Genomic DNA, 19,905 nt, shown 5'->3' on the forward strand with positions numbered 1-19,905 from the left:
GTGGTGATCTTCCGCAGTGTTCCCCGGTCGCTTCATGCTGTCCAAGACGGAAACGTGCGGTTCGATGCGGAACCGGCATAGAGTGTGGTCGTGGACCTGGTCGGCGGCTGCAGGGCGTTCGTGAGCGTGAGCGAGACGGGGAGTTTCACGGCGGGCGCCGCGCTCGCGCACATTCCGCAGCCGGTGGCGAGCCGCCGCATCGCGGCTCTCGAGCGGCACTTCGGCGAGCGGCTCTTCGACCGGTCGACCCGCCGCGCCCGGCTGACTCCGTTCGGCCGGGAGATGCTGCCGGGGGCCCGCCGCCTGGTCCGGCTGGCCGAGACGCTGGAGCACGACGCGAAACGCGCCCGGCTGCGCCCGATCCGGGTCGCGGTGCCGGCGACGTGCGGGGTCCGCGAACTCGCCGGACTGGCGGCGGAGGCCCGCGCGCTGGAGGTCCACCTGGAGTTCCGCGCGGCGGAGCCGGGGGAGCGGGCGGAGCTGGTCCGCACGAGCGAGGTGCGGGTGGCGCTCACGGCCGTCCCGGCAGAGGAGGGCGTGTGGTCGGTACCGCTGGGGGTGGCCGCCGTGACGTTCCCGCCGGGCCGGGTGGTGTTCCTGGAGACGTTGCGGGCGGGCCGTTCGGCGGCCACCCGGCGGCGGGTGTGGATCCAGCCGGAAGACGACGTACCGCACGTCCGCGACCGGGTCCTGCGGGTCCGGGACGCGGTGGGCTTGTCCCCGGCCCAGGTGCAGGTGGCGGATTCCCTGACGGCGGCGGCGGCCGAGGTGTTCGCCTCGGCGGACCTGCTGCTGTGCTCGGCCGCGCAGGCCGAAGAGCTGGGCCTGCCGTGGCGCGGGATCGGGGAGCTGGAGCCGGCACGGGGATTCGGTGTGGCGGCCGTCGCGGGCGAGAACACGGACCTGCTGCGGACGACCTTGAGGGACGCGGTCGGCCGCTGCTTGGGAGCGGGACGGTGACCTCCTCCGCGCTGGTCCGGAACCTGCGTGCCGAACTGGCCGAAGGCGGCCTGCGCGGCTCGTTCCTCGTCCGCGACCTGCGGTCCGGCGCCGAACTCGGGATCGATCCCGACCGCGAGTACCCGATCGCCTCCCTGGTCAAGGTGCCGCTGGCCGCCGCCACGCTGGAGCGCATCCGCCGCGGTGAGCTCGACCGGGCCACCCCGCTCGAGGTCGCTCCCGGCGGGGTCACCACGCCGGGCCCGATCGGGCTGACCCGGTTCCGGCACCCGGCGCGCGTCGCCCTCGAGGATCTGCTGTACCTGAGCACGTCGCTGAGCGACGGGACGGCCGCCGACGTCCTGTTCGGCCTGACGCCGCCGGCCGACGTCACGCGCCTGCTCGGCGAGTGGGGCCTCGGCGGGATCGCGGTGCGGCACCCGATGCGGGACCTCGTCGAGACCCCGGCCGAGCGGTTCGACGCGGGCGAAGCCGACCTGGCCCATTCCCTCGCCATCGGCGCGGCGACCGCCGGCCACGGCCACCGGCTCCCGCAGCTCGACGTCACCCGCGCGAACTCGGCGTCCGCGCGGGCGCTGGTGGAGCTGCTGCAGGCCCTGTGGACGCCGTCGAAGATCGACCCGTCGGTGGCCGCCGGGGTGCGCGAACTGATGGCGCACAACGTGATCCGCCATCGGCTGACCCCCGATTTCGCCTCCGACGCGGCCCGCTGGTCGTCGAAGACCGGGACGTTGCTGAACCTGCGCCACGAGGCGGGCGTGGTCGAGCACGCCGACGGCGGCGTGTTCGCGGTGGTGGCCCTGACCGAGTCCCGCGTCCCGGCGGTCCTCCAGCCGGAGGCGGAGGTCCTCGCGGCCCGGGTGGCCCGGACCCTGCGCGACCACCTGCGCGGCCGGTGAGAAAACCGGTCGGGGACCCGCGGCGGCCGACCTGGCCTCCGGCGGTGCCGCGGGGCTCGGGATCCCGGCAGCCCGTCTCGGAGAAACTCAGGCCGGGGCCGTCACCCCGAACTCCACCTCAGCCGCCGGCACGGTCCCAGCCGTCCGCCCGGGCGCCGTCTGGTACTTCCAGTACAGGTTCGTGTGCGCGATGACCTGGCCCGGCGGCGGAGCCCCATACGCCGACAGGTCCTCCGTCGTGTGCGCGTCCTCGACCAGCGTCACGTCGTAACCCCGCGTCAACGCGCCGTGCAGGGTCGAGCGGATGCACGCGTCCGTCTGCGCCCCCGTCACCACCAGCCTGCCGACGCCGCGGGCCGCCAGCACCTCTTCGAGATCCGTGTCCTCGAACGAATCCCCGTACAGCTTGTGCACCAGCGGTTCCTCCTCGCGGCGCACCAGCTCCGGCACGTACTCCCACGTCGCGCTGCCGCGGGGCAGCTCGTCGCTCGTGTGCTGGACCCACACCACCTCGGTGCCCGCCGCGCGGGCGCGGTCCACCAGGGTGACGATGTTGGCGAGGACGTTCGAACGGTCGTGGGCCGGTTCCATCACGCCGTTCTGCACGTCGACGACGAGCAGGGCGGTGTGCGGGCGGTCGGGCAGAGTCGTCATGGCGCCACCCTAACGACCGGCACCGACAATTCAGGGCGCTCCGCCGATGTGCTTGGCCGACACCGCCGCCCACACCGCGTCGAAGTTCTCGTACCGGTCGCCGCCGGGGAGGCCGCCCAGGGAGCCGAGCACCGAGTCGCCGCCGCCTGCCGCCGCCGCGCGGCGCAGGAGCTCGTCGCGGCCGCAGGGGTACTCGGTCTCGGACAGGTGCTGTTCGAGGCTGGTCCGGTCCGGATCGGACATCGCACACCTCCTGATCGGTTCGCTTGCCCGTCACGTACCCGGGCCGCCCGGCCGGGAAACTCAGCCGACGACGATCGTGTGCTCCGACCGCGGCTCCAGCGACCCGATCACCGGGTGCCCCGGCAGCTCCCCGGCGACCAGCAGCCCGCCGGAGGTCTGCGCGTCCGCCAGTAGCAAAGCCTCGTCCACCGAGATCCGGGACAGGTCCGCGTGCGGGCCGACCCAGTCGAGGTTCCGCCGCGTACCCCCGCTGACGTACCCGTCGCGCAACGCCTCCCGCGCGCCCTCCAGGTACGGCACCGCCGCCGGGTCCACCCGGGCCGTCACGCCACTCGCGCGCGCCAGCTTGTGCAGGTGCCCCAGCAGGCCGAACCCGGTGACGTCGGTGGCGCAGGAAACCCCGGCGGCCAGCGCGGCCCGGGACGCCGGCGCGTTCAACGTCGTCATCGCCTCGATCGCCTGCTCGAACCGTTCGCCGGTCGCCTTGTGCCGCGAGTTGAGCACGCCGATCCCCAGCGGTTTCGTCAGCGTCAGCGGCAGGCCGGCGCGGCCGGCGTCGTTGCGCAGCAGCCGCGCGGGGTCGGCGACACCGGTCACGGCCAGGCCGTACTTCGGTTCCGGGTCGTCGATGCTGTGCCCGCCGGCCAGGTGGCACCCGGCCTGGCCGCAGACGTCGAGTCCGCCGCGCAGGACTTCCGCGGCGAGCTCGAACGGCAGTGTCTCCCGCGGCCAGCCGAGCAGGTTGACCGCCACCACCGGCGTGCCGCCCATCGCGTAGACGTCGGACAGCGCGTTGGCCGCGGCGATCCGGCCCCAGTCGTAGGCGTCGTCGACGACCGGGGTGAAGAAGTCCGTGGTGGCGATCAATGCGGTGTCCCCGGCGATCCGGACCGCGGCCGCGTCGTCGCCGGTGTCGAGGCCGACGAGCAGCTCACCCGGCGGCGAGACGGGCGAGGCGCCGGTGAGGCCGGCCACGGCCGCCTCGAGCTCGCCGGGCGGGATCTTGCACGCACAGCCGCCACCGTGCGCGTACTGCGTCAGCCGGTAACCCATCGGTTCATCGTGCCCGCCGGGCGCGAACTTGGCAGGATGGCCCCATGGTGCAGGGAGGCGTATCCGGCCTGGTGACCGGCGCGGTCTTCAAAACCGTCGAACGGCAGGTACTGCCGCTGGCGGGTTCGATTCCCGTCCGCCTCCGCCATGCCTGACCCGCGCCGCGCGATCCCGCGGACCGACGCGGTCCTGGCCGAGCCCCGGATCGCCAAGGCCGCCGGGACGCTCGGCCGGGACCTGGTGAAAGCCGTGGTCACCGACGTCCAGCGGGCGGCGCGGGCGGGCGGTATCGCCCCCGGCGACGTCGTCGGCACCGTGCTGGCCCGGCTCCCGGAGAGCGCGTCCTCGCTGCGGCCGGTGCTCAACGCGACCGGTGTCGTCGTGCACACCAACCTCGGCCGGGCGCCCCTTTCGGAGGCCGCGCGGGACGCCCTCGTCGCGGCCGGCGGCGCCACCGATGTCGAGTTCGACCTGGCGACCGGCAGCCGCGCCCGCCGCGGCCGGGGCGCGCTCGCCGCACTGGCCGCGGCCGTCCCGGACGCCGGTGCGGTGCACGTGGTCAACAACAACGCGGCCGCGCTGCTGCTCTGCGCGCTCGCCTTGGCGCCGGGCCGCGAGATCGTCGTCAGCCGCGGCGAGCTGGTCGAGATCGGCGACGGGTTCCGCCTGCCCGACCTGCTGGAATCCGCGGGCGCCCGGCTGCGCGAGGTCGGCACCACGAACCGGACGTCGATCCGCGACTACGCCGCCGCGATCGGCCCCGACACCGGGTTCGTGCTCAAGGTCCACCCGTCGAACTACCGCGTCACCGGGTTCACCTCGGAAGCCTCGCTCGGCGAGCTGGCCGGCCTCGGCGTGCCGCTGGTCGCCGACATCGGCTCCGGCCTGCTCGCCCCGCACCCGCTGCTGCCGGCCGAGCCCGACGCGGCCGGCGCGCTGCGGGCGGGCGCCACCGTCGTCACCGCCAGCGGCGACAAGCTGCTCGGCGGCCCGCAGGCCGGGCTGCTGCTCGGGGACGCGGCCGTCGTCGAACGGCTGCGGCGCCACCCCGCCGCGCGGGCCCTGCGCGTGGACAAGCTCACCCTCGCCGCGCTCGAGGCGACGCTGCGGGGCCCGGAACCGCCGGTGCGCGAGGCCCTCGCCGCGCCCGTCGAGCACCTCCGGAACCGCGCCGAGGCCCTGGCCAAGGCCCTGGCCGGCGTCGACGTCCACGTCGTCGAGTCGGTGGCGGCGGTCGGCGGCGGAGGCGCGCCCGGCGTCGAGCTGCCCAGCGTCGCGCTGAGCCTGCCCGCCGGGTACGCGGCCGCGCTGCGGACGGGCCGCCCCGCGGTGGCCGGCCGGGTGGTCAAGGACCGCTGCCTGCTCGACCTGCGGACCGTGCGGCCGGAAGAGGACACCCGCCTGCTGGAAGCCGTCCGCCGATGCGGGTGATCGTCACCGCCGGGCACGTCGACCACGGCAAGTCCACGCTCGTGCGGCGGCTGACCGGGATGGAGCCGGACCGGTGGGCCGAGGAACGCCGCCGGGGCCTCACCATCGACCTCGGCTTCGCGTGGACCCGGATCGGCGACGAGGACGTCGCGTTCGTGGACGTGCCCGGCCACGAGCGGTTCGTGCCCAACATGCTCGCCGGCGCCGGACCGGCGCCCGCGGTGCTGTTCGTCGTCGCCGCGGACGAGGGCTGGATGCCGCAGTCGGCCGAGCACCTCGCGGCGCTGGACGCGTTCGGTGTCCGCCGTGGCCTGCTGGTCGTCACCAAGGCCGACCGCGCCGACCCGGCCGCCGCGACGGCCTCCGCGCTGGCGGAGATCGCGAAGACCTCGCTGGGAGCCGTGCCGAGCGTTGCCGTCAGCGGCACCACCGGCACCGGCCTCGGCGAACTGCGCACGGCCATCGGCGAGCTCACCGCCGGCCTGCCCGCGCCCGATCCGGACGCCGACGTCCGGCTGTGGATCGACCGCGCCTTCACGATCGCGGGCGCGGGCACGGTCGTCACCGGCACGCTGGCCGCCGGCACCATCGCCGTGGGGGACGAGCTGCGGCTGGGTTCGTCGCGGGTGAAGGTCCGCGGCCTGCAGTCGCTCGGCGAACCGCGCGAGCGGGTCGGCGCGGTGGCCCGGGTGGCGGTGAACCTGCGCGGCGCCGCGCGGGGTGACGTCCGGCGCGGCGACGTCCTGCTCACCCCCGGCCGGTGGCGCACCACGGCCGAGTTCGACGTCCGGCTGCGCGGCGCGGCCGCCTCGGACCTGCACCGCGAGCTCGTCCTGCACCTGGGCACGGCGGCGGTGCCGGTCCTGGTCCGTCCACTCGGGACGGACACCGCACGGCTGGCCACGGCGACCGCGCTGCCGCTGCGGGCCGGGGACCGCGGCCTGGTGCGTGACCCCGGCGAGCACCGGATCGCCGCCGGGTTCGACGTCCTCGACGTCGACCCGCCCGCGCTGTCCCGCAGGGGCGCGGCGCGGGCCCGTGGCCACGAGCTGGCCGACCCCGACCTGGCCCGGACGTACCTGCGCCGCACCGGTTTCGTGCGCGCGGCGGATTTCACGGCGATGGGGCTGCCCGAGACGGGGGAGCGGCTGGGCGAGTGGTGTGCCGACCCCGGGCGGTTCGCCGAGTTGCGCGCGCAGGTGGCCGGAATCGTCGGCGGGTGGGACAGCACGGCAGCGGGCGTGCCGGTGGAGGCGGTGCGGCAGCGACTCGGGCTGCCTGCCCCGGAGCTGGTCGTGCCGGTGCTGCGGGGCACCGGGTTGGAGGTGACGGGCGGGCTGGTCCGCCGTCCGGGCGCGGGCCTCGCCCCGGCCGTCGAGAAGGCCGTCGAAATCGTGTGGGAACGGCTCGCCGAGCACCCGTTTCGCGCGCCCGAGGCGGACGAGCTGCGGGCGCTGGGCCTCGGCCGGCGGGAACTGGCCGCGGCCGTCCGGCTGGGCCGGCTGACCGCGGTCGCGGAAGGGGTCGTGCTCGGCCCGGACGCGGAAGAACAGGCGGTGGCGCAGCTGCGCCGGCTGCCGCAGCCGTTCACGGTCTCGGAGGCGCGGCGGGCTCTCGACAGCACCCGGCGGGTGATGATCCCCCTGCTGGAACGCCTCGACGCGGCGGGCCGGACCGAGCCGCTCGGCGACGGCACCCGCCGGACGACCGGCTAGCTCCGCCGCTCCTCGACTCCGAGCGACTGCGTCCCGATGACGCCCAGCAGCGCCAGGCGGTCGGCGTCCTCCGTGCCGGGTTCGGCGGTGTAGACCATGATGCGCAGGTCGCTGCCGGCGACGCTGAGGACGTCGCAGTCCAGGGTCAGCGCGCCGACGTCCGGGTGGTCGACGGTCTTGCGGGCGGCTTCGTGCCGTCCGACCGCGCCCGAGTCCCACAGCTGCGCGAAGCGGGCGCTGCGCCGCCGCAGATCGGCGATGAGCGCGCGCAGCTCCAGGTCGGCCGGGTACTCGCCGGCGGTGCGGCGCAGGTCGGCGACCAGCGCCGCCTCCAGGGCGCGGCGCGACTCGGGGGTGTACCGCACGCGGCTGTCCGGACCGAGGAAGTTGCGCCGGACGCCGTTGAGGTCGTCGCCGTGCCGTTCGCCCATCAAGGCCGTGTAGAGCGGGTTGGCGAGCAGCTGGTTCCAGGCGGCGTCGAACACGGCGACAGCGGTGCCCGCCAGGCGGTCCAGCAGGCGGTGGACGCTGGGCGTGATGTGCCGGGGCACCGTGCCGGGACCGGGCGGGGCGAGACCGGCCAGCCGGAACAGGTGGGCCCGTTCCTCCTGCGGGAGGCGCAGGGCGCGGGCCAGCGCCTCGACGACCTGGGCCGAGGGCGTGGTGGCGCGGCCCTGTTCGAGCCGGATGACGTAGTCGGCGGAAATGCCGGCCAGCTGGGCCAGCTCCTCGCGCCGCAGCCCGGCGGCGCGCCGGCGCCCGCCCGCGGGCAGGCCGACGGACTGCGGGGAGACGTGATCGCGCCAGTGCCGCAGGGCCATGCCGAGTCCGGTGGACGCCATACCTCCGATTGTGCAAGCCGGATCGCCCGTTGTCCTGGTACTGCCGTTCCCAGGAAAACCGGACCACTTCCTGCCCTCGTGGGGCGCGCCGATCGTGGGAGGTGACCGAAAGGAATCCCATGAACCAGCTCGCCCTCGTCACCGGCGCCACCTCCGGCATCGGCCGGGCCTTCGCCGAACGCCTCGCCGCCGCCGGTTACGACCTGATCGTCACCGGCCGCCGCGAGGACCGCCTCGCCGAGTTCGCCGCCGCCCACCCGGGTGCCCGCACGGTGGCCGCCGACCTGTCCACCGACGACGGCGTCGCCGCGGTGGCCGCCATCTGCGCCACCGAACCGCTGACGATGCTCGTCAACAACGCCGGCGTCGCCCACTACATGCCGCTGGCCGAGCTGCCCGCGGACAAGGCGCACGAACTCGTCCATGTCAAGGTCGCCGCGCCCACCATGCTCACCCGCGCGGCGGTCGCGGGCATGCGGGACCGCGGCGAGGGGCGGATCGTCAACGTGGCCGGGATGATCGCGTTCAGCGGCCCGGCCGGCCCGTCCGTGATGCCCCGCCGGGCCGTCTACGCCGGATCGCTGGCGTACCTGGTCGCGCTGTCCCAGACGCTGAACGCCGAGCTCGAGGGGACCGGCGTGCGGGTGCAGGTGCTGTGCCCGGGTGTGGTCGCCACCGAGTTCCACGAGCGGCAGGGGCTCGACCTGAGCGCCGTGCCCCGGATGTCCGCCGCCGATGTCGTCACGGCGAGCCTGCGCGGGTTCGAACTCGGCGAGGTCGTCACCGCGCCGGGGGTCGAGGACCCGGGCCTGCTGGACGCTGTCTTCGCGGCCGACCTCGCGGCGTTCGGGGGACAGCGCCCGGAACTCGCCTCGCGTTACCGCTGAAGGCCGGCGAAGAACTCGCCCAGAGCAGCGGCGAGAGCTTGGGGATTCTCCTCGGCCACGTGGCCGGCGTCGTCGTGCGCGGTCGGCGCCGAGGCCCGCGCGGTAGTCCTCGAGCATCGCGGTGGCCGTGGCCGGGTCTTGGATCGCGCGGTGGAAGTCGGCGAAGTTTTCTTCGGCTGGACGAAGAAGAACCAGTGGAACCACTCGCGGACCGCATCAGGGCGGCGCAGCCCCCGGACGCGAACGCTGCCGCACCCCGGGATGCGGGGTGCGGCAGCGGGAACCTGTGTCAGTCCTTGTCCGTGACGCCCTTCACGGCGTCCTTGACCTTCTCACCGGCCTGCTTCAGCGAGCCCTTGGCCTGGTCGGTCTTGCCCTCGGCCTGCCACTGCTCGTTGCCGGTGGCGTCGCCGACGGCTTCCTTGGCCCGGCCCTTGAGCTCTTCGCCCTTGTTTTCCAGTTTGTCGTTCATCGAGTGCACCTTCCGTTGCGGCGACATTTCCGGATCGGCCAGTCGCCAAAAGGGCCTTGACATCGGGTTACCCACTGGTTCGGGGTCTACACATCGGCCGGCAGATGTCCGCCCATCCGCTCGATCCGCTGGATCGCCGGCTCGGCCAGGATCCCGTGCACGACCACCGAAACCGCGATGGCCAGCGCCCCGACCCGCCACAGCACGTCCTGCTGCGGCACCGGCTCCCGGTCGAGGGCGTAGGCCAGGTAGAAGAGCGTGCCGATGCCGCGGACGCCGAAGAACGCGATCGCCGCCGTCGCCGGGCGTCCCGGCGACGGCGCGCCGAGCAGCGACAGCCAGCCGGCCACCGGCCGCACCACCAGCACCGCGACCACCGCGAGCACCACCTCCAGCGGACGCAGGCCGCGCAGGAGGCCGTCGCCGAGCGCCAGGCCCAGGCCCAGCAGCGCGATCGGGACGAACAGCCGTTCCAGCTGGTGGCCGAACGCGTGCAGGACGCCGTGGTACTCGTGCTCGCGCTCCTGCGTGCGCACCGAGACGGCCGCGACGAACACGGCGACGAACCCGTTGCCGTGAGCCGCTTCCGCCAGCGCGAAGGGCACGAAGGCGAGTGCGAGCAGCACCAGCCCGTCGGCGTACTCGGCCAGCCGCAGTCGGTCCGACGGCGTCCGGAAGATCGCCCAGCCCAGCACCCGGCCGGTGACCAGGCCGGCCACCACACCGACGGCCAGCGGCAGCAGCAGCTCGACCAGCACCCAGGACAGGTCCAGGTGCGGCTCGTGGCCCACCAGCGCCAGGCCGAGCAGCACGAACGGCATGGTCAGGCCGTCGTTGAGGCCGGCCTCGGTGGTGAGGGTGAAGCGGATCTCGTTGTCCCGGGCCAGTTCCGGCTCGACGTCGGGGTGCGGGACCCCGATGTCGCCCGCCAGCACCGGGTCCGTCGGCGCCAAGGCGGCGGCCAGCAGCAGCGCCACGCCGGGCGCGAGGGCGAGCCACCAGTACCCGAGCACGGCGATCGCCAGGATGGACAGCGGCATGGTCAAGGCCAGCAGCCGCCACGTCGAACCCCACCGCCGCAGGCCGAACGGGCGGTCGACGGACAGGCCCGCCCCGGCGAGCGCGACCAGGATGCCCAGCTGCGCGAACGACTCCACGCCGTGCAGGTGGGCGGCGGGGTCGCTCCAGCCGTCGCCGTAGGGGGCAGGCAGCGGCAGCAGCCCGAGCACGATCCCGGCCGCGAGCATCACCAGCGGCACCGAGAACGGCCGGTCCGCGACCAGTTTCGGCACGATCGCCGCGGCGAGCGCGAGCAGCCCCGCCACCCCGAACAACACCGTCAACGACGACAAAATCCTCCTCCTGCCCGCGCGCTCCCCGCTCGGCCGGGTGCCCGGGGGCCGAGTAGCGTGGCCGGGGAGAGGCGCGCCGCGGCCCGGATTCCCGGCGCGCGAGCGGCGAAACCGGCGAGGAGGCCGCGGTGACGGCGACGAACGGGGCGGGCGGGCCGTGCCGGTTCTGCGGCAGGCGGCGCGACCCCCGGGTGCCCGGCCGCAACGGGCCGATCTGCGTGGACTGCGTCCGCGCCGGCCTGCGGGTGGTCCGTGACGGCGCGGACCGCGAGACCCCGGCGGGTGACGTGCTGGCAGCGGTGACGTCCCCGCTGGCCGCGGTCTGCGACTACTGCGGCCGCCGCGAGCGCCGCACGTTCCTCGGCCTCCGCCGCCCCTTGCTGCGCGTGGACTGCGCCGCCCGCGACGCGGTGATCTGCGTGGACTGCCTGGACCACGCGGGCGACGTCCTGAACGTCGCCCTCCGCGGCTGACGCCGCCCCCGACCCCGTGTCGACCCTCCGATCACGCGAGTCGACCTCCCAATCACGCGTGTCGACCCTCCAGGTACGCGAGTCGTCCGTTCCGATACACCGAACTCGCGTGATCGAAGGCGGAACTCGCGTGATCGGAGGGACGACACGCGTGATTGGAGGGACGACACGGCCTGGCGTGGGGCGTTTCCGGGGCGGGAGGGGTGGGTAGCCGGGCGGTATGACGTCCACTCAGGAGAATCGCACGCGACCGGAGACCGCTTCGGTGGCCGAAACTCTGCGCGTCGCGGTCGAGGTGGCGCTGCCCACGCTGGCCGGTGGGGTGATCAAACGCCGTCCGGCGGCGATGGCGGTGGCCGGGAAGCTGCAGTTCGACCGGCCGGCCGTGCGCCTGCTGCGGCGGCTTCGGGACCGCCACTACGGGCGCCCGCTGCGGCTGCGCGTCCCCGGCCGGACGGTGGAGCTGGCCCTGTCCGGTGCGGACGTGAAGCGCGTGCTGGCCGGCGCGCCGACGCCGTTCAGTCCGTCCACAGTGGAGAAACGGGCGGCACTGGGCCACTTCCAGCCGCACGGCGTCCTGATCTCCGACCCGGCCGATCGCCCGGCCCGCCGCGCCTTCACCGAGGCCGTGCTGCAGCCCGGCCGTCCGCTGCACGAGCTGGCTGCGCCGTTCGCCCAGGCCGTCGCCGAGGAAGCGGCCGCCCTGCGCAGCGATGCGACACTCGACTGGGACACCTTCAACGTCGTCTGGTGGCGCCTGGTCCGGCGGGTCGTGCTCGGCTCGGCCGCCCGCGACGACACGACGCTCACCGACCAGCTCGAACGCCTGCGCCTTGACGCGAACTGGGCGTACCTGCACCCGAAACGCCGGCAGCTGCGCGAGGAGTTCCGCCACCGCCTGACGCAGCACCTGGACCGGGCCGAGCCCGGCAGCCTGGCCGCCGTGATCGCCGCCGAAGACGAGGCCACCGCTCCCGACCAGGTGGCGCACTGGCTGTTCGCGTTCGACGCGGCGGGCATGGCGACGTTCCGGACGCTGGCCCTGCTGGCGAGCCACCCGGCGGAGCAGGAGCGTGCCCGTGAAGAGAGCGAAAGCACCGGACCGGCGCAGCTGAGCTTCCTGCGCGCGTGCGTGCTCGAGGCGGTCCGCCTGTGGCCGACGACGCCGATGATCCTCCGCGAGACGACGGAAGAGACGTCGTGGGGCCCGGCGGGCACGACGGTGCTGATCTTCACGCCGTTCTTCCACCGCGACCCGGACCTGCCGTACGCGGACCGGTTCGAGCCGGACCTCTGGCTCGACGGCCGCGCGGCCGAGAACCCCGCGCTGGTCCCGTTCAGCGCGGGCCCGGCGATCTGCCCGGGCCGCGACCTGGTCCAGTTCTGCGCGAGCACGATGCTGGCCGAGTTGCTGCGAGACCACCGGTTCGAGCAGGCGTCCGGCCCGGTGCTGTCCCCGGAACGCCCGTTGCCGGCGACGCTGGACAACTTCCACCTGAAGCTCAAGCCGGCCGGCTGAGCCGGTGCCGCGGCGGAGCGGCACCGGCTCAGCCGGTCACACCGGAGCGGTGAACACGTACGAACCCGCGGGCAGGAAGTACGTCCCCGGCGCCGACGGCACCGCCTGGGGCGGCGCACTGATCCCGGCGGGCCGGGACGTCGGCACCACGACCGTCGCCGACGCCCCTGCCGGGACCGTCACCCGCAGGGTCAGGACGCCGTTGGCCACCGACCAGTCGCTGACCGCGCCGCCGTACGGCGTTTCGTACGCCGACTTCGCCGACGTCATGCCCCCGCCCGGCACCGGCGCGATCCGCAGCGCCGCGTAACCGGGCGCGGCCGGGGCCAGGCCGCCCACCGAGCGGTACAGGAAGTCGCCCACCGAGCCGAGACCGTAGTGGTTGAACGAGTTCATGCCCGGGTCGTTGAACGAGCCGTCCGGCTTGATGCCGTCCCAGCGCTCCCAGATCGTCGTCGCGCCGCGGCCGATCATGTAGCCCCAGCCCGGGAAGTCCGGCTGCAGCAGCACCCGGTACGCCACGTCGGCGTGGCCGTGCGCGGCCAGCACCGGCAGCAGGTTCTCCACGCCGAGGAACCCGACGCTCAGGTGCCCGCCCGCCGCCGCGACCCGGGCCGCCAGCTTGTCCGCCGCCGGCTGGACCAGGGACGGCGGCAGCAGGTCGAACGCCAGGGCGAGGACGTACCCGGTCTGCGAGTTCGACCCGATCGTGCCGTCGGCCGCCGCGAACCGCCGGGTGAACGCGGCCGCGACCTGGTCGGCGAGCGTCCCGTAGGTGGCCGCTTCCGAGCCGTGCCCGGTGGCCGCCGCCATCCGGGACACCAGCCGGGACGACCACGCGAAGAACGCCGTCGAGATCAGGTCCTGCGCCGTGTTGTCATTGACGTTGAGCCAGTCCCCGTAGGTCTGGTGGTCGCGGATCAGGTCCGCGCCCGACGTCGAGCGCAGGTACTCGACCCACCGGACCATCGCGGCGAAGTGCTCCTGGATCACGCCGGTGTCGCCGTAGCGCTGCCACAGCGTGTACGGCACGATGACGCCCGCGTCACCCCAGCCCGCCGTGCCCGAACCGCCCAGCACGCCCGGCGCGACGTCGGTGAACGACCCGTCGTCGTGCTGCGCGTCGGTCAGGTCGTCGCTGAACTTGCCGAGGAAGTTCGCCACGTCGAGGTTGAACGTCGACGTCCCGGCGAAGATCCCGATGTCGCCGGTCCAGCCAAGCCGTTCGTCGCGCTGCGGGCAGTCGCTCGGCACCGACAGCATGTTGGACCGCTCACCCCACAAGATGTTGTGCTGCAGCTGATTCACCAGCGGGTTCGACGTCGTGAACGTCCCGGTCTGCGCCCCGGACGTCCACATCGCCCGCCCGGTCAGCGTCGCGGCCGTCGGGGCCGACGGCAGGCCGGTCAGCTCGACGTACCGGTAGCCGTGCACGGTGAACCGCGGTTCGTACGTCTCCGCGGCGCCGGTGCCCGCCAGGGTGAACCGGTCGGTGGCCTGGGCCGCGCGGAGGTTGGTGGTGTAGATGGTGCCGTCGGGGTTGAGCACCTCCGCGTGCCGCATGGTCACCGTCGTCCCGGCGGGGCCGGTGACGGACAGCCGGTTCCAGCCGCTGAAGTTCTGGCCGAGGTCGGCCACCCACACACCGGGCTTCGGCTGGGTCCACGCGACCGGCTTGAATTCCTGCTGGACCGTGACCCCGTTGTCCACTTGGGACACCAGGTTGGGCCGGTCGCCGGGGCGCACGCGCGGCGCGGCCCAGCCGCGGTCGTCGAAGCCGGGCCGGTCCCAGCCGCTGGCGAGCCGGGCGTCGTAGGTTTCGCCCTGGTAGAGGTCGTCGGCGCGGATCGGGCCGTCGCCGGCCTTCCAGGTGCCGTCGGTGGCGATCGTGGTGCTCGTGCCGTCGATGAACGTCAGCCGCAGCTGCGCCGAGTACCACGGTTCGGTGCCGTACTTCTGGCTGCCGGCGATGCCGATGCTGCCGGAGTACCAGCCGTTGCCCACCAGCGCACCCAGGACGTTCTCACCGGGGCGGAGCTGCCCGGTGACGTCGGAAACCCGGTACTGCAGGCGTTTCGTGTAGTCGGTCCAGCCGGGCGCGAGGACCTCGGAGCCGACCTTGACCCCGTTGAGGTGCGTCTCCTGGAGCCCGAGCGCGGTCGTCAGCAGCCGCGCGCTCGCGACCGGCTTCGTGACGGTGAAGCTCTTGCGCAGCAGGGGAGCTGGGGCGCTCACGGCGACGTTCGCGCCCCATGGCCCGGTACCGTACGCGGTCAGCGCCCGCGCCGCGGGCCAGGAGCTGTCGTCGAAGGTGCGCTGTTGCCAGCCGTCCGGGCCGCTCTGGCTCGCCTTCCACGTGCCGTCGGTGACCAGTGCGGGTCCACCTTGGACAGTCAGCTTCGCGATCGTCCCGGCCGGGCTCTGGGTGGTGTTCTCCGTGCTGACCGCGATGGTGTTCGTCCCGGCGGTCAGCAGGCTCCCGACGTCGACGACCGCGGCCGTCTTCCAGGAGTCGGCGACCCGCGGCGAGTCGCTGACGCGGGTGCCGTTCACCCACACGGTCGCGGTGTCGTCGCCGGTCACGACGAGCGTGGCCTTCGCGGGGGCCGCGGCCAGGTCCAGGGTCCGGCGGAAGAACCGGGTCGACGGCGGTACGCCACCGACCGGATCGCCTTCGGGGTACCAGATCCAGCTCGCTCCGGCGAGGTCCGGCCCGGCCGTGGCGCGGCCGAGGAAGGCGCCGGTCCACTCGGCCGCCCGGATGGCGGTTTCGAAGCGCTGCACCGGGCTCCAGCCGGACGCCCGGCCCTGGTTGTCCCAGACGCGCACGCGCCAGGTGTAGGCGGTGAGGGAGGCGAGCGCCGGGCCGCCGTAGGCGACGTCGGCCTGCTGCGCGGAGGCGACGCGACCGCTGTCCCAGACGTCGGCGCCGCCCGCGGACACCACCAGCTGGTACGCCGACTGCCGTTGCCCGGCCGCCGGTGACGTGAGCTTCCAGCCGAACCGCGGCTGCGCCGGGTCGACGCCGAGCGGGTTGACCCGGTTCGTGACCGTGGCACTCGCGACCGCCAATGGCGAAGCCGTCCCGGGGGTCGGGGTGGTGACACCGGTGCCCCACGGCCCGGCCCCGTAGGCGCCGAGGTCCGCGGCGGCGGCCCAGCTCGAGTCCGCGAAACCAGGCTGTTCCCAGCCTTCCGGCACGGTGGTCGCGCTCTTCCAGGCGCTCCCGGTGGCCACGTCGGTGGTGCCGGCCGCGGTCTTGACCTGCAGCCGCCCGATCAGGCCGGCCGGGCCGCCGGCGTTGCGGACGGCGACGGCGAGGGTGTTGACGCCGGGGACCAGCGCGGGCCGCAGCTCCACCGGCAGCGCTGTCCGCCACGAGTCCGGGATCCGGGCCGAGGAGGCGAGCGGCGTGCCGTTGAGCCAGACGTCGGCGGTGTCGTCGCCGGTGAGGACGAGCCGGGCGTCGGTGACCGCGCCGGCGGGAACGGTGAACGTCGTGCGGAAGTACCGGGTGGCGGCCGGCGCGGCGACCCGGGCGTCGCCCTCCGGGTACCAGATCCAGTGCGCACCGGCGAGCGCCGGTGGTGGCGCGGCGCCGGCCGGAGGGGCCGCGACGCCGGAAAGCGCCAGGATCGCGGCGAGGGTCGTGGTGGTGGCGCGCCAGAGCTTCGAGGGCAGCATGCAGGCTCCCTTGCGGCGGGGACGGGCACCGGGCTTAGAACGTTTCAACCCCGGCGTGACTGGTGACTGTAATCAGAAGCTCACGCAGGAGCAATACTCCTTTGGTAGCCACCCCGCCCGTCCCCGCCCACCCTAAATCGTTTCAGGTCGTCGTCGCCGGACGAACACCGCGACGGCCGCCGCGCCCAGCAGCACCAGCGCGACCGGCAGCGCGGTGGGCAGCCAGGGCCAGGCGTCCCCTTCGAACACGATGTCGTCGGCGGGCAGTTCCAGCACCTTCGCCGTCCAGCGCGCGGTCGCGACATCGGTGTGGCGGGACAGCTTGCTCACCGCGGTGTCGTAGGCGAAGCCGGGTCCGTCGTGGACGTACTCGGGGGCCGGTCCGCCGGATGGCGGCGTCACGCCGCGGGTCGCCCCGGGCACGAGCAGCCGGTCGAGATCCGTGGCGGCGAGGGAGGCCCGCGGCAGGAACGTCAGCCCGTGCCGCGACCGGATCGGGCCGCCGTCGGCACTCACGGCGAGGGTGCGCGAAGACAGCGACTGCCCTTCGGTGTCGAACACCGACGCGAGCTCGATCTCGCCGACGCCGTTCGCGAGCAGCACGCCGGTTTCGCCGGGGTTCCAGCGGAACCCGGCGTTGACGATCGCGGCCGCGTCCGGCATCCCGGCCGGCGGCGTCACCGGGACCGCGGTGCCGTAGCGGCGCCATCCGATCGCCTCCGCGGCTCCGGCCGCCACCGGGCGCCCGGCCAGCCGCTCGACCCAGTGCAGCGTGCCGTCGATGCCGGAGAGGATGCCGGCGGTGGTGACGACGTCGCCGTCGTCGACGAACCGCTGCCCGCGAACCCAGCGCACGGCCGGGTAGTCGGCGGCGAAACTGTCGACCTTCAGCCAGTGTGCGGTGGCCGGCCGCCCGTCCAGCAACCCGGCGGAGGCGAGCACGCCACCGCCGTTGCAGACGCTCAGCAGCTTCGCGCCGCGGGCGGCCTGCTCCCGCAGCCAGGCCTTGACCGGCTCGGTGGACGGTTCGCCGAGGTCCGGGAACGCGGGCACCACGACGAGGTCCGGCGCCTTGGCGCCGAGCCGGGCGGCGAGTCCGGCGAACCCGAAGTCCGGTACCAGGTCGAGGCCGCCGGTCAGCGGCTTCGGCTCGCGGTGCGGCGCCACCGTGTAGACGTTGAACCGGCCGGTCGTGGCCAGGATTTCGTAGGGGGCGAGCGCGTCGGAGACGACGGCGCCACGATCGCCGATGACCACGACCGCGGTCGGCTTGGCCGGGTCGTAGGGGAGCGGCGCCGCGGCGGGGACGGGCCGCGGCGGGCCGGCGGCGTAGAGGGCGTCGATCGCGCCGAGGGCGGAGACGGTCGCGCCCACGGCGGGGATTACCAGCACGGCGGCCACGGCGGCGAGGAGGAACGCAAGGCGCTTCAGCATGATCAGTGCCAGTACTCGGCGCGGCGCCACACCATGGCGGCCAGCATCAGCGGGAACATGATCACGTGCCCGGCGACCATCAGCGTGGTGCCGGAGATCGCACCCAGCCAGTAGGGCGCGAGCAGCGCGACGAACGGCAGGTACATCACCCCGGCCATCTCGGCGATCCGCGGCCACGAGTGCCGGCGCAGGAGCATCGCGAGCACCATCGCCACGGTCATGTTCGTGGCCATCACGAGGGCACTGAGGTCGGGACGCTCGATGGCCGGCCACAGCGGGCCGAGCGCCACCATGCCGACGAGCATGGCGGCGACCATTTCGGCGTAGTGGCCGGTGAAGCGGACGAGCTTGCGGGTGGTGGTCCGGGTGGCCGGCTGGGCAGTCGTCATGGTTTCCCTCCAGGTGGTCCTGGACGAGAATCCCGCCGGGCGGCCGCGGCGCCAGGTGCCGGAAGTCATGACCGGGGGTCATGGTCTAGAGCAAGCCGAGGTCCCTCGCCCGCAGCGCGGCCTGCGTGCGGTCCCGGGCCCCGAGCTTGCCCAGCACGTTCGTCACGTGGTTCTTGACCGTGCCCTCGGCGAGGAACAGCGCCGCGGCGATCTCGCGGTTGCTGCGGCCGTCGGCGAGCAGCCGCAGCACGTCGAGCTCACGCTCCGACAGCGGCACGACCAGCGGCTGGGGCCGGGGCGGCGGCGTGTCCGGCAGCTGCGCGAACCGCGCGACCACCTTGGCCGCCACCGACGGCTGCAGCACCGACTCCCCGCGGGCCGCGGCCAGCACCGCTTCCACCAGGCGTGCCGAGGAGACGTCCTTCAGCAGGTAGCCGACCGCACCCGCGCGCAGGGCGGCGAAGACGTCTTCGTCGTCGTCGAAGGTGGTCAGCGCGATGACCCGCACCCCCGGGTGCGCCACCCGCAGCCGCCGGGTCGCGCCGACGCCGTCGAGGACCGGCATGCGCAGGTCCATCAGGACGACGTCCGGGGTCAGCGCGGCCACCTGGTCCAGGGCTTCGCCGCCGTGCCCGGCCTCGCCGACGACCTCGATGCCGTCGTGGGTGGCGAGCAGGGTGGCGAGCGCCTCGCGGAAGAGGGCCTGGTCGTCGACCAGCAGCACGCGGACCGGCGTCATCCGGGGATCTCCATGGTGAGGGCACTGCCCCGGCCGGGTGCCGAGGTGAAGGTGAGGGTGCCACCGAGGTGTTCGGCGCGTTCCCGCAGCCCGAGCAGGCCGAAGCCGGTGGACGCGGCGCCGTCGCTGCCCGCGCCGTCGTCGCGGACCTCGACGCGGACGGCGGACGCCGTGTAGGCCAGCACGACGTCCGCGCTGTCCGCGCCGGCGTGCTTGCGGACGTTCGTCAGACCTTCCTGCGCGGCCCGGAAGAGCGCTTCCCGCCGCTCGTCCGGCAGCGGGCGTTCGGTGCCGGACACGGTGAGCCGCGCGGTGATCCCGGCCGTTTCCGCAAGGGTCTTCAGGGCCTCCGGCAAGGGCGGCACCGGACGCGGTTCGCGCAACGCCGTCACCGAACGGCGCACGTCGGCCAGCGCGGTTTCCGCCTGGTCCTGCGCCTTCGCCAGCACCGCGTCGGCCTTGCCCGGATCCGTCGGCAGGACCGCCCGCGCCGCCTTCACCTGCATCTGGACGACGGTGAGCGAATGCCCGAGGCCGTCGTGGATGTCGCGGGCGACGCGGTTGCGCTCCTGCGCCGTCGCGAGCCGCTCCGCCTGGGCGGCGTAGTCGCGCAGCTTCGCGTGCGCCTCGGCGAGTTCGGTGCGCGAACGCTGTTCCCGCAGCAGCAGTTCGGTGATGATCGCCGCGAACAGCACCGACATGAACGTGCCGATGCCCTCGCGCAGCCCTTCGCCCAGCGACATCCCGAGGTGCACGAGCGGGATCACGGCGATGACGAGCGCGATCGCGGGCCGCGGCAGGCGCAGCAGCACGCACTGGCTGACCAGCACGACGAGGAACAGCGTCGCGCCGACCCCGGCGTCCATCGTGAACAGCACGAAGGCCAGCGGAAGCTGGACGACGACGTAGACCGCGCCCCAGAGGAGCCGGCCTCGCACCCACGCGAAGCCGGCCGTCGCGAGCACGGCGAACACCGCGGCGAGCACCAGGGCGAGCACGGATTCGGCGGACCCGAGCACCCCGATCCCGAACGAGAGGAAGGCGCCGCAGGTCAGCACCCCGAGGGCCCGGTTCATGCGGTCACTGTGGAGGCTGCGGCCCCGGCGGTCAACCACGAAAGCGTTCACACGGCCGTTCGACACCCCGGCCCTTACGCTGG

General features: G+C 74.2%; 18 protein-coding genes and 1 tRNA gene. 8 read left to right on the top strand and 11 right to left on the bottom strand.

The window, feature by feature from the left end:
- The first annotated feature begins 84 nt into the window (after positions 1 to 84).
- On the top strand, positions 85 to 960 hold the full coding sequence (locus AB0J55_RS04330) for a LysR family transcriptional regulator (RefSeq protein WP_364242585.1): 876 nt from the start codon (positions 85 to 87) through the stop codon (positions 958 to 960).
- The gene (locus AB0J55_RS04335; protein WP_364242588.1) at positions 957 to 1,859 is read left to right on the top strand and encodes a serine hydrolase; all 903 of its coding nucleotides are present in this window, start codon (positions 957 to 959) and stop codon (positions 1,857 to 1,859) included. Before AB0J55_RS04330 ends, AB0J55_RS04335 begins: the two co-directional genes overlap by 4 nt.
- Before the next feature lie 87 nt (positions 1,860 to 1,946).
- Here the strand turns inward: AB0J55_RS04335 and AB0J55_RS04340 are convergent, their stop codons facing one another.
- From AB0J55_RS04340 to selD, 3 genes are read right to left on the bottom strand one after another with little or no spacing between them, the layout of a single operon-like run.
- The gene (locus AB0J55_RS04340; protein WP_364242591.1) at positions 1,947 to 2,513 is read right to left on the bottom strand and encodes a cysteine hydrolase family protein; all 567 of its coding nucleotides are present in this window, start codon (positions 2,511 to 2,513) and stop codon (positions 1,947 to 1,949) included.
- Between the two features lie 30 nt (positions 2,514 to 2,543).
- Entirely contained in the window at positions 2,544 to 2,756 is a 213-nt protein-coding gene (locus tag AB0J55_RS04345) for a DUF2795 domain-containing protein (protein ID WP_364242594.1), read from the bottom strand.
- Between the two features lie 60 nt (positions 2,757 to 2,816).
- Positions 2,817 to 3,809 (bottom strand): selenide, water dikinase SelD, encoded by a 993-nt coding sequence (gene selD / locus AB0J55_RS04350; RefSeq protein WP_364242597.1) that lies wholly within the window; start codon positions 3,807 to 3,809, stop codon positions 2,817 to 2,819.
- Positions 3,810 to 3,862: 53 nt separating this feature from the next.
- Between selD and AB0J55_RS04355 the strand changes: the two genes are divergently transcribed.
- The 3 genes from AB0J55_RS04355 (at position 3,863) to selB (ending at position 6,955) form a co-directional block, all read left to right on the top strand.
- Positions 3,863 to 3,957: transfer RNA gene (locus AB0J55_RS04355), tRNA-Sec, on the top strand.
- On the top strand, positions 3,957 to 5,240 hold the full coding sequence (gene selA, locus AB0J55_RS04360) for an L-seryl-tRNA(Sec) selenium transferase (protein ID WP_364242600.1): 1,284 nt from the start codon (positions 3,957 to 3,959) through the stop codon (positions 5,238 to 5,240). Before AB0J55_RS04355 ends, selA begins: the two co-directional genes overlap by 1 nt.
- Entirely contained in the window at positions 5,231 to 6,955 is a 1,725-nt protein-coding gene (selB, locus tag AB0J55_RS04365) for a selenocysteine-specific translation elongation factor (RefSeq protein ID WP_364242602.1), read from the top strand. The genes selA and selB overlap by 10 nt, the downstream gene beginning before the upstream one ends.
- Here the strand turns inward: selB and AB0J55_RS04370 are convergent.
- Positions 6,952 to 7,797: a helix-turn-helix transcriptional regulator gene (locus AB0J55_RS04370; RefSeq protein ID WP_364242605.1), complete on the bottom strand. Its 846-nt coding sequence runs from the start codon at positions 7,795 to 7,797 to the stop codon at positions 6,952 to 6,954. The two genes, selB and AB0J55_RS04370, sit on opposite strands and share 4 nt — an antisense overlap.
- 119 nt (positions 7,798 to 7,916) lie before the next feature.
- Here AB0J55_RS04370 and AB0J55_RS04375 point away from each other — a divergent pair, with 119 nt between their 5' ends.
- The gene (locus AB0J55_RS04375; RefSeq protein ID WP_364242608.1) at positions 7,917 to 8,684 is read left to right on the top strand and encodes an SDR family NAD(P)-dependent oxidoreductase; all 768 of its coding nucleotides are present in this window, start codon (positions 7,917 to 7,919) and stop codon (positions 8,682 to 8,684) included.
- A 289-nt stretch (positions 8,685 to 8,973) separates the two neighbouring features.
- Here AB0J55_RS04375 and AB0J55_RS04380 read toward each other — a convergent pair whose 3' ends face one another.
- The gene (locus AB0J55_RS04380) at positions 8,974 to 9,156 is read right to left on the bottom strand and encodes a CsbD family protein (protein WP_364242610.1); all 183 of its coding nucleotides are present in this window, start codon (positions 9,154 to 9,156) and stop codon (positions 8,974 to 8,976) included.
- A gap of 86 nt (positions 9,157 to 9,242) precedes the next feature.
- Positions 9,243 to 10,508 (bottom strand): cation:proton antiporter, encoded by a 1,266-nt coding sequence (locus tag AB0J55_RS04385; protein ID WP_364242613.1) that lies wholly within the window; start codon positions 10,506 to 10,508, stop codon positions 9,243 to 9,245.
- 128 nt (positions 10,509 to 10,636) lie between these two features.
- Between AB0J55_RS04385 and AB0J55_RS04390 the strand changes: the two genes are divergently transcribed.
- Positions 10,637 to 10,981 carry a hypothetical protein gene (locus AB0J55_RS04390; RefSeq protein ID WP_364242616.1) on the top strand — a complete coding sequence of 115 codons (345 nt, stop codon included), beginning with the start codon at positions 10,637 to 10,639 and terminating at the stop codon, positions 10,979 to 10,981.
- Positions 10,982 to 11,201: 220 nt separating this feature from the next.
- Complete coding sequence (locus AB0J55_RS04395; RefSeq protein WP_364242618.1) at positions 11,202 to 12,500, top strand: cytochrome P450; 1,299 nt, start codon at positions 11,202 to 11,204, stop codon at positions 12,498 to 12,500.
- 36 nt (positions 12,501 to 12,536) lie between these two features.
- Here AB0J55_RS04395 and AB0J55_RS04400 read toward each other — a convergent pair whose 3' ends face one another.
- The 5 genes from AB0J55_RS04400 to AB0J55_RS04420 all read right to left on the bottom strand — a co-directional run bounded on the left by AB0J55_RS04400 (position 12,537) and on the right by AB0J55_RS04420 (position 19,822).
- On the bottom strand, positions 12,537 to 16,184 hold the full coding sequence (locus AB0J55_RS04400; RefSeq protein ID WP_364242621.1) for a family 78 glycoside hydrolase catalytic domain: 3,648 nt from the start codon (positions 16,182 to 16,184) through the stop codon (positions 12,537 to 12,539).
- 132 nt (positions 16,185 to 16,316) lie between these two features.
- Complete coding sequence (locus AB0J55_RS04405; protein WP_364242624.1) at positions 16,317 to 17,618, bottom strand: DJ-1/PfpI family protein; 1,302 nt, start codon at positions 17,616 to 17,618, stop codon at positions 16,317 to 16,319.
- Between the two features lie 2 nt (positions 17,619 to 17,620).
- On the bottom strand, positions 17,621 to 18,007 hold the full coding sequence (locus AB0J55_RS04410; RefSeq protein ID WP_364242627.1) for a hypothetical protein: 387 nt from the start codon (positions 18,005 to 18,007) through the stop codon (positions 17,621 to 17,623).
- Positions 18,008 to 18,092: 85 nt separating this feature from the next.
- Complete coding sequence (locus AB0J55_RS04415; protein ID WP_364242630.1) at positions 18,093 to 18,746, bottom strand: response regulator transcription factor; 654 nt, start codon at positions 18,744 to 18,746, stop codon at positions 18,093 to 18,095.
- Positions 18,743 to 19,822 (bottom strand): sensor histidine kinase, encoded by a 1,080-nt coding sequence (locus AB0J55_RS04420; protein ID WP_364242633.1) that lies wholly within the window; start codon positions 19,820 to 19,822, stop codon positions 18,743 to 18,745. The genes AB0J55_RS04415 and AB0J55_RS04420 overlap by 4 nt, the downstream gene beginning before the upstream one ends.
- Between the last annotated feature and the right edge of the window lie 83 nt (positions 19,823 to 19,905).

Origin of the sequence: Amycolatopsis sp. NPDC049688, assembly GCF_040674975.1 — a bacterium.
Lineage (GTDB): Bacteria > Actinomycetota > Actinomycetes > Mycobacteriales > Pseudonocardiaceae > Amycolatopsis.

Excerpts from the sequence above, each read along its gene's own strand:
- AB0J55_RS04340 (WP_364242591.1), bottom strand. The coding sequence starts at position 2,513 with ATGACGACTCTGCCCGACCGCCCGCACACCGCCCTGCTCGTCGTCGAC.
- AB0J55_RS04345 (WP_364242594.1), bottom strand. The coding sequence starts at position 2,756 with ATGTCCGATCCGGACCGGACCAGCCTCGAACAGCACCTGTCCGAGACC.
- selD (WP_364242597.1), bottom strand. The coding sequence starts at position 3,809 with ATGGGTTACCGGCTGACGCAGTACGCGCACGGTGGCGGCTGTGCGTGC.
- selA (WP_364242600.1), top strand. The coding sequence starts at position 3,957 with ATGCCTGACCCGCGCCGCGCGATCCCGCGGACCGACGCGGTCCTGGCC.
- selB (WP_364242602.1), top strand. The coding sequence starts at position 5,231 with ATGCGGGTGATCGTCACCGCCGGGCACGTCGACCACGGCAAGTCCACG.
- AB0J55_RS04370 (WP_364242605.1), bottom strand. The coding sequence starts at position 7,797 with ATGGCGTCCACCGGACTCGGCATGGCCCTGCGGCACTGGCGCGATCAC.
- AB0J55_RS04375 (WP_364242608.1), top strand. The coding sequence starts at position 7,917 with ATGAACCAGCTCGCCCTCGTCACCGGCGCCACCTCCGGCATCGGCCGG.
- AB0J55_RS04380 (WP_364242610.1), bottom strand. The coding sequence starts at position 9,156 with ATGAACGACAAACTGGAAAACAAGGGCGAAGAGCTCAAGGGCCGGGCC.
- AB0J55_RS04395 (WP_364242618.1), top strand. The coding sequence starts at position 11,202 with ATGACGTCCACTCAGGAGAATCGCACGCGACCGGAGACCGCTTCGGTG.
- AB0J55_RS04400 (WP_364242621.1), bottom strand. The coding sequence starts at position 16,184 with ATGCTGCCCTCGAAGCTCTGGCGCGCCACCACCACGACCCTCGCCGCG.
- AB0J55_RS04405 (WP_364242624.1), bottom strand. The coding sequence starts at position 17,618 with ATGCTGAAGCGCCTTGCGTTCCTCCTCGCCGCCGTGGCCGCCGTGCTG.
- AB0J55_RS04410 (WP_364242627.1), bottom strand. The coding sequence starts at position 18,007 with ATGACGACTGCCCAGCCGGCCACCCGGACCACCACCCGCAAGCTCGTC.
- AB0J55_RS04415 (WP_364242630.1), bottom strand. The coding sequence starts at position 18,746 with ATGACGCCGGTCCGCGTGCTGCTGGTCGACGACCAGGCCCTCTTCCGC.
- AB0J55_RS04420 (WP_364242633.1), bottom strand. The coding sequence starts at position 19,822 with ATGAACCGGGCCCTCGGGGTGCTGACCTGCGGCGCCTTCCTCTCGTTC.